This is a genomic window from Leucobacter chromiireducens subsp. solipictus (assembly GCF_016758195.1).
Lineage (GTDB): Bacteria > Actinomycetota > Actinomycetes > Actinomycetales > Microbacteriaceae > Leucobacter > Leucobacter solipictus.
The window spans coordinates 51,710-64,769 of sequence record NZ_QYAC01000005.1; the positions used below are offsets into that span (position 1 = coordinate 51,710).

Sequence of the window (13,060 nt, forward strand, 5' to 3'; positions counted from 1 at the left end):
GGGGGTGCCGGGTAGCATGGACCCCGTGGTTGCCGCACTCTATCGCCGTTATCGGCCCGAAGCCTTTGCCGAGATGATCGGACAGGCCCAGGTGACCGATCCGCTCATGACCGCGCTCCGTACGGGGCGCATCGGTCATGCCTATTTGTTCAGCGGCCCGCGCGGCTGCGGCAAGACCACGTCGGCGCGTATCCTGGCGCGCTGCTTGAACTGTGCAGAGGGCCCCACGGACACCCCCTGCGGTGTGTGCCCGAGCTGCGTGGAACTCAGCCGCGACGGTGGTGGCTCCCTCGACGTGGTCGAGATCGACGCCGCAAGCCACGGTGGCGTCGATGACGCGCGCGACCTGCGCGAGCGCGCGGTGTTCGCCCCCGCACGCGACCGCTTCAAGATCTTCATCATCGATGAGGCCCACATGGTCACGCCGGGCGGCTTCAACGCGCTCCTCAAGATCGTCGAGGAGCCGCCGCCCCACGTGAAGTTCGTGTTCGCCACGACCGAGCCGGACAAGGTGATCGGCACGATCCGTTCCCGCACGCACCATTACCCCTTCCGGCTCATCGCGCCCGGCACGCTCATCGATTACGTGCAGTCGCTGTGTGACAGCGAGGGTGTGCAGGTCGAGCCCGGTGTGCTGCCCCTCGTGGTGCGCGCGGGTGGTGGATCCGTGCGTGACACCCTTTCGATCCTCGATCAGCTCATCGCGGGATCCGAGACGGCACTCGTGACCGCGGAGCGTGCGGCCGGGCTGCTCGGGTTCACGCACACCGAGCTCCTCGACGAAGTGGTGTCCGCGTTCGGGCAGCATGATCCGGCGGCCGCCTTCCGGGCGACGGATCGCGTCGTGCAGACGGGGCAGGATCCGCGGCGCTTCGTGGAGGATCTGCTGGAACGGCTGCGCGATCTCATCGTCGTCAGCGCGACCTCTGTCGACGGCGCGGCCGCCGTGTTCCGGGGAGTGCCCGAGGACCAGCTCACGCGCATGTTCGAGCAGGCTCAGCGCTTCGGCCGCGGCGAGCTGTCACGCGTGGCCGACGTGGTGAGTGCTGCGCTCGATCAGATGGCCGGCGCAACCGCGCCCCGGCTCCAGCTCGAACTCATGATTGCCCGAGTGCTGGTGCAGGCTGCCGGGACGGATCAGTCCGCGGCGCCGGCGCAGACGTCCGCCGCGCCAGGGAATCAGGCCGGCGCCCAGGCCGGCATGCAGCCACGCACGGGACCGCAGGCGGGGACCGCTCCGGCCGCGGCAGGTCCGGGGGCCCCGGCCGCTCCCGCAGCTCCGGCCGCCCCCGCCGTGAACCCGCTCTCCGCGGTGGCCGCAGCCCGCAATGCCGCGGCCACCCCGCCGCAGCCCGCAGCTCCGCAGCCCGCAGCCCCGCAGCAGGTGCCCGCAACGCCCGCGCCGAGCGCCGGCCAGGCCGCACCGGTCACGCCGGCACCCGCGGTGCCGAATGCGGCCCAGACCGCGGCATCGATTCGTGACTTCCTCCGAGAGGAAGATGCCGCCGCGGCACCGCAGCCCGCGCAGCCGTCAGCCGCGCCCGCGCCCGCGCCCGCGCCCGCGCCCGCGCCCGCGCCCGCGCCCGCGCCCGCGCCGGGCCAGGCTGCACCCACTCAGCCCGCACCCGCTCAGGGCCAGGCTGCACCCGCTCCGGCCCAGGCTGTCCCCGGGGCCCCGGCAGCCCAAGCCCCGGACCAAGCCCCGCCCGCTCCCGAGCAGGCCGATCCTGCAGCTCCGGCGCAGGCCGCACCCGCGGCTCCCGAGCAGGCCGATCCTGCAGCTCCGGCACAGACCGCCTCGGTTCACACCGAGCCGGCCCAGACCCCGCCCGCTCCGGCGCAGCCCGCTGCGGCGCAGCCGGCGCCTGCGGAACCCGCGCCGTCCGCCTCTCCAGCCGCGGGCGAGCCGCACCCAAACGCGGGCGTGGCGAAGTTCGGCCGGCCGATCACTGACGTCCTGAGCGCCGCGCAGGTCGCGAGCATCGGGGCCGAGCCGACGCGTCCCTACCCGAGCGCGGCATCCGCGCCCGCGCAGGCGTCCCCGTCGACGCCCGAAGCCGCTGCCCCCGCAGCGTCGGCCACGGGTCCGGCTTCCCCGGCCGCGCCCGTCGCGGGCACTCCGGAGACCGGCGTCACCGGCGAGCACCCGAGTGACGAGACCGAGGACGACGGCCACATCGCGGGCTTCGACGACCTCATGGAACTCTGGCCGGATCTCCTGGACGAGCTCCTCGAATCGAACCGCGATGCCTGGAACGCCGTGCGTCCGGTCACACCGCTCGCGCTTGAGGGGGAGGTACTGACGGTGGGCCTCGCCTCCGGTTCGGACCTTGCGGCCTTCAAGGCGGCAGGTGCCGGGCCGCTGCGCGAGACGATCTTGTCCGCGGTCGGCATCAGTGTGAAGTACAAGCCGACGCGTCTGCAAGCGGGGTCCGCCCCCGGCGCGCAGACGACGGCGCGCGAGCCCCGGCCGGACGCCGACGCAGAGGAGCCTCACCGAGCGGGGGCTGACGACCCGGTCGCTCGCGCAACCGCGCGGCTGAACGGGCTGGGCCCCGCGCTCAGCGCGCCGGCGTGGGCGGATCCCGTACCCGCGCCGCCGCAGGGTGCCGCGCCGGAAGCGCCGGCACCCCACGGGACGCCGACACCCCCGCAGGCATCCGCGGCGGAGCGCACCCCTGGGCCGGCGACGCCGCACGAGGCGACCGCGCCCGTGACTCCCGTCACGACTCCGGAGTCGGGCCCCACCGCGCCCGAACCCGCCGCGGCACTTGCTGCCGGTGCGATGCCCCCGCAGGTCACGCCGCGCGACGACCTGCCCACGGCCTCGGCACCTGAGCAGCGCCCGGCACCGGCCCAGCGCCCGGCACCCGCCCAGCGCCCAGCACCCGCCGCCGGCGGCCCCGCGGCGGGCGACCCGGCGGACCCGTTCGCCCACGGTGATCCCTACAGTGACCTGGACGCGCTGCCCAGCGGGGACAGCGACGAAGATGCATACGGGGCGAGTGACCCGTACGCTGCGGCTCCCGCACCGGCACACGTACCTGCGCCGGCACACGTACCGGCACCGTCAGCGGCATCCGCTGCGGCGCCTGCGGCTGCGCCGCAGCCGCAGGCACAGGCACAGGCACAGGCACAGGCACAGGCACCAGCCTTCGCGCCTGCTCCGGCCCCGGCGCAGCCCGCCGCCGAGCCGTCACGGGGCCCCGCCGATTCCGCGCCGCCCACGGACGCGCCGCCCACGGACGCGCCGCCCACGGGCGCTCCCCAGCGCACCACGCCGACCTTTACCCGCTACGGCGAGGCGGTCGTCCGCGAGGTGCTCGGGGCGCGGTTTGTGGAGGAACGCCCGCTCCCGCCCCGGTAGGCGGCGCAGCGCTTACACTGAAACCGTCCCGCGAACGCGGGGTGCGGCTATCCGCGCATCACACTTCTGGAGGCACGCCCCGTGTACGACGGCATCGTTCAAGACCTGATCGACGAGTTCGGCAGGCTCCCCGGCATTGGGCCGAAATCGGCCCAGCGCATCGCGTTCCACATCCTGCAGACGCAGAATTTCGATGTGAGCAAGCTCGCGGAGCTCCTGACTGAGGTCCGCGAGAAGGTGCGGTTCTGCGCGGTCTGCGGCAACATCACGGAGCAGGAAGAGTGTTCCATCTGCCGGGACCCGCGTCGGGACCGCAGCCTGATCTGTGTGGTCGAGGAACCGAAGGACGTCGTGGCGATCGAGCGGACCCGCCAGTTCCGTGGCGTGTATCACGTGCTGGGCGGTGCCATCAGCCCGATCGACGGCATCGGCCCCGACGACCTCTCCATTCCCGCGCTCATGCGGCGCCTCGGTGAATCCGAGATCCGCGAGGTGATCATCGCGACCGACCCCAACCTCGAGGGCGAGGCCACCGCGGCCTACCTCTCGCGCCTGCTGAACAGCATCGAGGTGCCCGTGTCCAGGCTCGCCTCCGGGCTCCCTGTCGGCGGGGACCTGGAGTTCGCCGACGAGGTCACCCTGGGACGCGCGTTCGAGGGACGTCGCCGGATCGAGTAGCCCCCGGATCGACGTGCCCCCGGATCGACGTGCTTGCCGGATCGGGAGGCCCGCCGGATCGGGCACGCCGCGGCCCGGGAACCCCGCAATATGACACCCGAAATCGAATCGTCATATGCGAAGCGATAGACTGGCACTTCGCGTTCGCATTTGAGGAGGAACCCGCGTGGCATTGATCGTGCAGAAGTTCGGGGGCTCGTCGGTTGCCGATGCGGAGAGCATTAAGCGCGTCGCCAAGCGGATCGTCGAGACCCGCCGCGCCGGGAACGAGGTTGTTGTCGCGGTGAGCGCCATGGGTGACACCACGGACGAACTGCTCGATCTGGCCGCCGAGTGCACTCCGATCCCGGCACCGCGTGAGCTGGACATGCTGCTCACTGCTGGTGAGCGCATTTCGATGGCGCTGCTCGCGATGACCATCAAGGGGATGGGAATCGAAGCGCTGTCGTTCACCGGGAGCCAGGCCGGGATGATTACGACCGCGGAGCACGGCTCCGCGAAGATCGTCGATGTCACGCCGGGCCGCGTGCGTGAGGCACTCGATCAGGGTGCCGTCGCGATCGTTGCCGGGTTCCAGGGGTTCAGCCGGGATTCCCGCGACATTACGACGCTGGGCCGTGGCGGATCCGACACGACCGCCGTGGCGCTCGCCGCCGCGCTCAACGCGGACGTGTGTGAGATCTACACCGACGTCGACGGTATTTTCACGACCGATCCCCGCGTGGTTCCGCGCGCGCGCAAGATCGACGCGATCACCGCCGAGGAAATGCTCGAGCTCGCCGCCTCCGGCGCGAAGGTGCTGCACCTGCGCGCCGTCGAGTACGCTCGCCGTCACGGCGTGGTGCTGCACGTTCGATCCTCGTTCTCGGGTGAAGAGGGCACCATTGTTTACGACCCCGCGAAGGGGCATCCGAAGGGAGATCAGGTGGAAGATCCGATCATCACTGGTATCGCGGCCGAAAAGGACGAGGCCAAGATTACGGTCGGCGGCGTCCCAGATGTCCCAGGCAAGGCCGCGGAGATCTTCGAGATCGTCGCGAAGACCCAGTCGAACATTGACATGATCGTGCAGAACGTCTCGGCCGCGGACACGAACCGCACCGACATTTCCTTCACGCTGCCCGTCGGCGACGGCAAGCGCGTGATCGATGCGCTCGAGGCCGAACGCGACGCACTCGAGTTCGAGACGCTGCAGTACGACGACCAGATCGCGAAGGTCGCCGTGGTCGGTGCCGGGATGCGCACCAACTCGGGGGTATCGGCGAAGCTCTTCCGCACCCTCTTCGACGCAGGTATCAACATTGAGATGATCTCGACGTCGGAGATCCGGATCTCGGTGGTCACCCGTGCGGACGTCATGGACAAGGCCGTGCGCGTACTGCACACCGCGTTCGAACTCGACGCCGATACGGACGCGACCGTCTACGCAGGCACCGGCCGGTAGGCCCCCACACTTCACGAATAGGAACACACATGTCAGAACAGAATGGCGTCCGCGTCGCCGTAGTCGGCGCGACGGGTCAGGTCGGCGCGGTGATGCGTCGTCTCCTCGTGGAGCGCGAGTTCCCGATCGCCTCGGTGCGCTTCTTCTCCAGCGCTCGCTCCGCGGGCACGACCCTGGAGTTCCGCGGCGAGCAGATCACCGTCGAAGATGTTGAGACCGCGGACAAGAGCGGGATCGATATCGCCCTCTTCTCGGCCGGCGGCACCGCGTCGAAGAAGTACTCGCCGGAGTTTGCGGCGGCGGGTGCCCTGGTGATCGATAACTCGAGCGCGTGGCGACTCGACCCCGAGGTTCCGCTGGTCGTCAGCGAGGTCAACCCCGAGGCGATCGACGCGGCCCCGAAGGGCATCATCGCGAACCCGAACTGCACCACGATGGCGGCGATGCCGACCATGAAGGCGCTCGACGCCGAAGCGGGGCTCGAACGCCTCGTGGTCACCACGTTCCAGGCCGTTTCCGGCTCCGGGCTCGTCGGTGCGCGCGAGCTCGCGGGCCAGGCCGCTGCGGCGGTCGAGTCCGGGAAGCTTGAGCAGCTCGTGCACGACGGCTCGGCCGTCGAGTTCCCCGCCCCCGAGGTGTACACGAAGACGATCGCGTTCGACGTGCTGCCGCTCGCCGGCTCCATTGTGGAGGACGGCGAGGGCGAGACCGACGAGGAGAAGAAGCTTCGCAACGAGAGCCGCAAGATCCTCGGCCTGCCCGAGCTGCGGGTAGCGGGCACCTGCGTGCGCGTCCCGGTCTTCACCGGTCACTCGCTGTCGATCAACGCCGAGTTTGCGCGGCCGATCTCCGCGGACCGTGCCCGCGAGGTGCTCGCATCGGCACCCGGCGTGGCGCTCAGTGACGTGCCGACCCCGCTCGAGGCCGCTGGCCAGGATCCGACGCTTGTGGGCCGCATCCGCGAGGATCAGTCCGCGCCCGAGGGCCGTGGGCTCACGCTCTTCATCTCGAGCGACAACCTGCGCAAGGGTGCCGCGCTGAACGCGGTGCAGATCGCGGAGCTCGTCGCGGCGAAGCTGCTCGCCACGGCGTAGCGCTTCCGCGCCGTGCCTCGCGGGGGCAGGATCCGATCGGATCCTGCCCCCGCGGTCGTCTGTGCGGGTGTCTGCGCTCCGCCCGGGCGGCGGCCGATCGGGCCCTTCACGTCGCGGTACGAGGCGCGACTGCACGGGATGGATCTCCCGACTCGGGGCGCGGTGGCCACGCCAGATCTGCCGCGGAGGAAGACGATACGCTGGGGTGCATGTCAGCACACGCCGCCCCGCTCCGCCGTTACTCCTATCTGGGGCCGGCGGGGACGTTTACCGAGGCGGCGCTCAAGCAGGTGCCGGAGGCCGTGGGACAGGACTGGCACCCGGTCGAGAACCTCGGCGAGGCGCTCGCGGACGTGGTCTCCGGGCGCAGCGATGCCGCGATGATCGCGATCGAGAACTCGATCGACGGTGGGGTCACGGTCGCGCAGGACGCCCTCGCGACGATGCCGGGCCTCCGGATCATTGGCGAGTACCTCGTCCCCGTGAGCTTCGTGCTGGTCGCGCGGCCGGGCATGACGCTCGACCGCGTCACCGTCGTATCGGGGCACCCCGTCGCCTACGGGCAGTGCCGCACCTGGCTCGACGCGCACACCACGCAGCACCGGCACCTGATCGCGACCTCGAACGTGCAGGCCGCCGCGGACCTGTTCGACGCGGAAAAGGGGATCGACGCAGCGATCGCGCCGCCCGGGATCGAGGCGCACTACGACGTGGAGGTGCTCGCCGAGGGTCTCGCCGAGAACCCCGACGCGATGACGCGTTTCGTGCTCGTGAGCCGCACGGTGCCCGTGGGGGAGCCCACCGGAGCGGACAAGACCTCGCTGATTGTGGAGCTTCCCGAGGACCGATCGGGCGCGTTGCTCGACCTCCTGGAGCAGTTTGCCACCCGCGGCGTGAACCTCACCCTGCTGGCCTCGCGCCCGATCGGAGATCGCATGGGCCGCTATCGCTTCGTGCTCGATGCGGAGGGGCACGTGAAGGACGCACGCGTGGCCGACGCTCTTCTCGGCATCAAACGGTTCAGCCCGCGCGTGGTGTTCCTCGGCTCTTACCCGCGGGCCGACCGGGTCGCGGCGACGACCCGTGCCGCGCACGACGACGACGCCTTCCGCGATGCCCGGGACTGGCTGCGCGGCGTGATCGAGGGCACCGCCGACGGGGAAGCCTAGCCAGGCTCGGGCGCCCGGGCTCTGGCCTCTGGGCTCTGGGCTCTGGGCTCTGGGCTCTGGCCTCTGGCCTCTGGCCTCTGGAGTCAGAGTTGAGAGCTTCGGGCTTAGGGCTTAGGGCTTCGGGCTTAGGGCTTAGGGCTTAGGGCTTCTTAAGGCGTAGGCCTCAGGGCGCGGGGGTGCGCGGTTCTCCGCTGAGGCATTCCACCATTCTTGACACCACACTACTGTGTAATGCACACTAGTGTGGCAGGGCGAAGTGCCCGCGGGTGACGGAGGTCAGAATGGATACGACGCAACTCCTGAAGGGGGTGCTCGACGTCGCCGTACTCGCGGTGGTGCACCGAGAAGACGGCTACGGCTATGACGTGGTGCGTCGACTTCGGGAAGCGGGGCTCGAAGAGGTCGGTGACGCCTCGGTCTACGGGACCCTGCGACGCCTGTACGCGGCGGGTGCGCTCTCGACCTACGTGGTGCCGTCAGACGGCGGCCCGCACCGAAAGTACTACAGCATCACCCCGGTGGGCCTCGACCTCCTCGCCGAGCAACGGGCCGGGTGGGAGCGCTTCGCCGCAACGCTGAGCGCGCTGATTGCCGGTGGCTCTCCGGGGCCAGACCTTTCCCCCGCCACACCCACGACCCCGTCAGGAGCGGACGCATGAGCACCACGACCGGCACCCACGAAGCACGCGCGGCCGAGTTCGCGGCGGCAGTGCGCCAGCATCTGTCGGATCTCCCGCGGGAGGAGGTCGACGAGCTCACCGACGGACTTCCCGCCGACCTCGCTGATCGTCTCGGGGACGGCGGCGAACTCGGGGACCCGGCCGGCTACGCCGCAGAGCTGCGCCAGGCCGCGGGGCTGCCGCCGCGCACCGCCTCGCCCGACTCCAGCCCGGCCGCGGTCCCGCTTCGCGATCGCGTGGCCGCGTGGGGCGATCGCGCGCAGCGCTGGGTCACGGCGACGCCCACCCGCCGCGCGGTGAGCGAGTTCGTGGTGGCGCTGCGCCCCGTGTGGTGGGTGCTGCGCGGCCTCGTGCTCGCCGCACTCATCGCCCTGTTCCTGAACTGGGGCTTGGCGTGGTGGCTGGCCGTCACGGCCCTCGCGGCAATCGTAGTGAGCGTGCAATGGGGGCGTGGCAAGTGGGCCGTGAGTGCCTGGGGGCGCTGGGTGCGCCGGATTGCCAGCGCCGTGGTGATTGTGGCGCTGCTTCCGATGTCGGCACTGGTGATGGAGCGTGCATCACAGGCGTTCACGCAGACGTCAGAGGAGCCATGGATGCAGCCCGGCCTCACCTCTGACGGTGAGATGATCACCAACATCTTCGCCTACGACTGCGCGGGCGACCCGCTCTCCGAGGTGCGCCTGTACCGCCCTGACGGGCGACCGCTCCACACGGGATCCGGCGAGCCCGGCGGGGACTTCGGGTGGACGCCCATGTCCGAGGGGCCGGGCGAAATGCGCCGCAACGCGGCAACGACGATGCCGGACGAATGGAACGTGTTCCCGCTGCGGCAGCTCCACGACCTCGGCTGGGGCGACAGCGAAGACATGGAGGAGTACCAGGCGCGGCCCGGGAGCGCCGCGAAACTCCCCTTCGAGAAGCTCGCCGCGCTCGCGGACTGTGACGCGAACGCTGACGACCCCGCAGCAACGGATCGCGCCGCCGAGAACGATGCCGGCGCGACCGGATCCGCGGCCAGCGCTGCCGAGGCCACTGCGGACCCCGAGGCCGCCGAGGACCCCAAGGATCGTGCCGCCGAGAAAGCGCCGAGCCGGCCATGATCGGGCCGGGCTCCGCGCCGGTGAGCGCGCGTCGCCACGTCGCAAACGCTGCGCCGGATCCCTCAGGCCTGCGCGTTCCACTCCGGAAGCACGCGCACGAGGAGCGCGCCGGGGTCGACCACCCCGGAGACCGCGAGGGCGAGCCCGAAGTCGTCCCCGTCGAGCTGCACGGGCTCCGGCCCCGGCACCGAGAGCGCGTATCGCGTCGCCTGGAGGTAGGAGACGCTGCGGGTGTCGTTGACGAGGTCGATGATCCGGCGGCCCGTCTTCGTCTTGCGAAGCACGCCGTTCTCCCACCCGATCTTGTTCCAGATGCGCAGCCAGGAGAACGGCCCGAGGGGGCGCAGGGCGACCACGTCGAGCTTGCCGTCGTCGAGCTTCGCGTCCGGGATGAGGAGCACCCCGCCGGGCATCAGCCCGCAGTTGCCGATCATCACCGTGTATACCGAAAGCGGCTGTACCGGGGAATTGTCGATTGAGAAGTGAATCTGCAGCGGCCCGTCACGCAGCATGGTGCGCACCCCGGCATCGACGTAGGCGAGCCACCCCAGGCGCTTCTTGAGCGTTGACCGGGTCGCGGAGATCGTGCGGGCGTCGAGCCCCATCCCGGCAAGCACAAGGAACAGGTGCTCCACCTGGGACTCGTCCTCGCGCGTGATCGTGAGGATGCCGACATCCACTGCGCGGTTCCGCCCGTAAAAGGCTGCCCGCACGGCCTCCTCGATCCGGTTCAGCGGAATGCCGAGGTTGCGGGCGAGCAGATTTCCCGTGCCCTGCGGCACAATGCCCAGGGGTACCCCGGTGCCGCGCAGCACCTCGGACACCGCTCGGATCGTGCCGTCGCCGCCGCTGACCAGGACCACGCTCGCGCCGTGCGCGAGGGCGTTCTGCGCGGCGCTCACCCCCGCGTCATCGGCGGCCGTCTCGTACCACTGTGTGGGCGCCCAGCCGGTCTGCTGCTCATGCCGCGATACCGCGGATCGGAGCGCGGTGATATCGGTCTTGAGCGGGTGGTACACCACGGCCGCGCTCGGTTGCGGGCGCGCGGGGGAGTCAGACATGGCACCAGCGTACTGCCCGCGGGGGTCGGAGCCCGGACCGGACGCGCGAGCCCCGGGGGCGGAAGCCGCCACCGTTCAGCCGGGCACGGCTAAGCTGGGAGGCGTGATCGATCCAGTCTTGCTCCGCACAGATCCCGAAGCCGTGAAGCGCTCGCAGCGCGCACGAGGCAGCGACGAGGGGGTGGTGGACAGCGCGCTCGCCGCAGACGCCGCGCGGCGTTCCGCCCTGGCTGAGTTCGAGTCCCTCCGCGCCGAACAGAATGAGTTCGGCAAGCAGGTCAAGTCGGCCTCGAAGGAGGATAAGCCCGCGCTGATCGCTCGCGCCCAGGAGCTCGCGGCCGCAGTGAAGGCCGCAGATGCCCGCGCGAAGGAGGCGGACGCGGAGTTCACCGCGCTCGCGATGCGCATCGAGAACATCGTCATCGATGGCGTGCCGGCCGGCGGCGAGGAGAACTTCGTCACGCTGCGCGAGGTCGGGACCAAGCCGGAGTTCGACTTCCCGGCGCGTGACCACCTGGAGCTGGGCGAGATGCTCGGCGCTATCGACATGGAGCGCGGGGCAAAGGTGTCCGGCGCGCGCTTCTACTTCCTTCGGGGAGTGGGGGCCCGGCTGGAGCTCGCCCTCATGAACCTCGCGCTCGACCGGGCGCTGAGCCACGGCTTCACCCCGTTGATCACGCCCACGCTCGTGAAGCCCGAGGTGATGCGCGGCACCGGGTTCCTGGGTGAGCACGCTGACGAGGTGTACCACCTCCCCGCCGACGACCTGTTCCTGACGGGCACCAGCGAGGTTGCGCTCGCCGGGTACCACTCGGACGAGATCATTGACCTGACCCCCGGCGCGATGCGCTACGCGGGCTGGTCGACCTGCTACCGCCGCGAGGCCGGATCGCACGGCAAGGACACCCGCGGGATCCTGCGCGTGCACCAGTTCAACAAGCTCGAGATGTTCGTCTACGCCGATCCGGCAGACGCCGAGGCGGAACACGATCGCCTCGTCGCGTGGCAGGAGGAGATGCTGCAGGCGCTCGGCCTGCACTACCGGGTGATCGACGTCGCGGCGGGGGATCTCGGATCCAGCGCCGCGCGCAAGTTCGACATCGAGGCCTGGGTGCCCACCCAGGACGCGTACCGCGAGCTCACGTCGACGAGCAACTGCACCACGTTCCAGTCGCGCCGGCTCGCGACGCGATTCCGCACCGAGAGCGGCAAGACCGCCCCCGTGGCGACCCTGAACGGCACCCTCGCGACGACCCGCTGGCTGGTCGCGATCCTCGAAACCCACCAGCAGGCCGACGGTAGCGTCATCGTGCCCGAAGCGCTGCGCCCCTATCTCGGAGGGCTTGAGGTCCTCACCCCGATCGCTGGAGCGTAACCGAATGACGACCCCCCTGCTGTCGCCTGTTTCCGAGGCGGCACGCCACCTCGTTGCCCTGGACATCGACGGCACCGTGCTGAGCCACGGCTTCGGGGAGGGAGCTGGCGACGACGCGGAAGGCGGCCGGATCGACCCGGATCTGGCCGTTGCGATCCGCGCCCTGCACGAGGCCGGCCACGAGGTGGTCATCGCCACGGGGCGGTCGGTGGACGCGACGCTCCCCATCGTGGAGCGGCTCGGGATCCGCCCCGACTGGGTGGTGGCGGCCAACGGTGCGGTGACGCTGAAACGCGATCCGCTCGCGACGCGGGCGTACCGCCGGGAGATCGTCGAGGCCTTCGACCCGAGCGACGCGCTTCGGAAGATCCGCCCACAGCTGCTCACCGCCCGCTTCGCGGTGGAGCTCGCCGATGGCGGGTTCCTGTACACCGAGCAGATTCCCACCGGCACGCTCCCCACGAAGCAGCGGAAGGTGCCCTTCGAGGACCTCCTCGGGGTGCAGGCCTCCCGCGTGGTTGTCGTGTCGCCGGATCACCGCCTCGAAGAGTTCCTCGGGGCCGTGGAATCCCTCGGGCTCACGCACGTCTCGTACGCGGTGGGGACCACGTCCTGGCTCGATATCGCCCCGGACGGGGTGACGAAGGCGAGCGCCCTCGAGGTGGTGCGTGAGCGGCTCGGCATTGATCGTTCGCGCGTGTTCGCGGCGGGGGATGGGCGCAACGACGTCGACATGCTCCGGTGGGCGGCGCACCGCGGGGACGCGGTCGCCATGGGGCAGGCCGACCCAAACGTGCAGCAGGTCGCCTCACGCGTGACGCTGCCGATCGAACAGAACGGCTTGCTGCTCGCCCTCCGTGATCGCTTCCCCGAGCTCGGATAGCGCGGCCCGGGGGCTGCCCCGCGCACGAAGGGGGCCGCGGTTTGCTAGGCTCTTCCGCGGAGGGTTGTCCGAGCGGCCGAAGGAACTTGTCTTGAAAACAAGCAGGCGGTAACCCCGTCTCAGGGGTTCAAATCCCCTACCCTCCGCCACGAAGTGCCCGAGCAGGTGATCCTGCTCGGGCACGTTCTGCGTTGGGGCGCTGGTCCGTG

General features: G+C 70.6%; 10 protein-coding genes and 1 tRNA gene. 10 read left to right on the plus strand and 1 reads right to left on the minus strand.

From position 1 onward, the window contains the following. The first annotated feature begins 16 nt into the window (after positions 1 to 16). From D3230_RS10040 to D3230_RS10070, 7 genes are all read left to right on the plus strand, one after another. Positions 17 to 3,367, plus strand: a complete 3,351-nt coding sequence (locus D3230_RS10040) for a DNA polymerase III subunit gamma and tau (protein WP_202344913.1) — start codon at positions 17 to 19, stop codon at positions 3,365 to 3,367. A gap of 81 nt (positions 3,368 to 3,448) precedes the next feature. Continuing rightward, positions 3,449 to 4,045, plus strand: a complete 597-nt coding sequence (gene recR / locus D3230_RS10045) for a recombination mediator RecR (RefSeq protein WP_202344914.1) — start codon at positions 3,449 to 3,451, stop codon at positions 4,043 to 4,045. Positions 4,046 to 4,211: 166 nt separating this feature from the next. Beyond that, positions 4,212 to 5,489: an aspartate kinase gene (locus D3230_RS10050; protein ID WP_202344915.1), complete on the plus strand. Its 1,278-nt coding sequence runs from the start codon at positions 4,212 to 4,214 to the stop codon at positions 5,487 to 5,489. 29 nt (positions 5,490 to 5,518) lie between these two features. After that, on the plus strand, positions 5,519 to 6,583 hold the full coding sequence (locus D3230_RS10055; protein WP_202344916.1) for an aspartate-semialdehyde dehydrogenase: 1,065 nt from the start codon (positions 5,519 to 5,521) through the stop codon (positions 6,581 to 6,583). Positions 6,584 to 6,792: 209 nt separating this feature from the next. Continuing rightward, a complete protein-coding gene (gene pheA / locus D3230_RS10060; RefSeq protein ID WP_202344917.1) occupies positions 6,793 to 7,752 on the plus strand; it encodes a prephenate dehydratase in 960 nt (319 codons plus the stop codon). Between the two features lie 281 nt (positions 7,753 to 8,033). Beyond that, the gene (locus D3230_RS10065; protein WP_202344918.1) at positions 8,034 to 8,411 is read left to right on the plus strand and encodes a PadR family transcriptional regulator; all 378 of its coding nucleotides are present in this window, start codon (positions 8,034 to 8,036) and stop codon (positions 8,409 to 8,411) included. Next, positions 8,408 to 9,532, plus strand: a complete 1,125-nt coding sequence (locus D3230_RS10070; protein ID WP_202344919.1) for a hypothetical protein — start codon at positions 8,408 to 8,410, stop codon at positions 9,530 to 9,532. Before D3230_RS10065 ends, D3230_RS10070 begins: the two co-directional genes overlap by 4 nt. 62 nt (positions 9,533 to 9,594) lie before the next feature. Here D3230_RS10070 and D3230_RS10075 read toward each other — a convergent pair whose 3' ends face one another. Then, positions 9,595 to 10,593: a diacylglycerol/lipid kinase family protein gene (locus D3230_RS10075; RefSeq protein WP_202344920.1), complete on the minus strand. Its 999-nt coding sequence runs from the start codon at positions 10,591 to 10,593 to the stop codon at positions 9,595 to 9,597. A 103-nt stretch (positions 10,594 to 10,696) separates the two neighbouring features. Here D3230_RS10075 and serS point away from each other — a divergent pair, with 103 nt between their 5' ends. The 3 genes from serS to D3230_RS10090 all read left to right on the plus strand — a co-directional run bounded on the left by serS (position 10,697) and on the right by D3230_RS10090 (position 13,000). Further along, entirely contained in the window at positions 10,697 to 11,968 is a 1,272-nt protein-coding gene (serS, locus tag D3230_RS10080; RefSeq protein WP_202344921.1) for a serine--tRNA ligase, read from the plus strand. Positions 11,969 to 11,972: 4 nt separating this feature from the next. After that, positions 11,973 to 12,851: an HAD family hydrolase gene (locus D3230_RS10085; RefSeq protein WP_202344922.1), complete on the plus strand. Its 879-nt coding sequence runs from the start codon at positions 11,973 to 11,975 to the stop codon at positions 12,849 to 12,851. Between the two features lie 58 nt (positions 12,852 to 12,909). After that, positions 12,910 to 13,000: transfer RNA gene (locus D3230_RS10090), tRNA-Ser, on the plus strand. Positions 13,001 to 13,060: the final 60 nt, after the last annotated feature.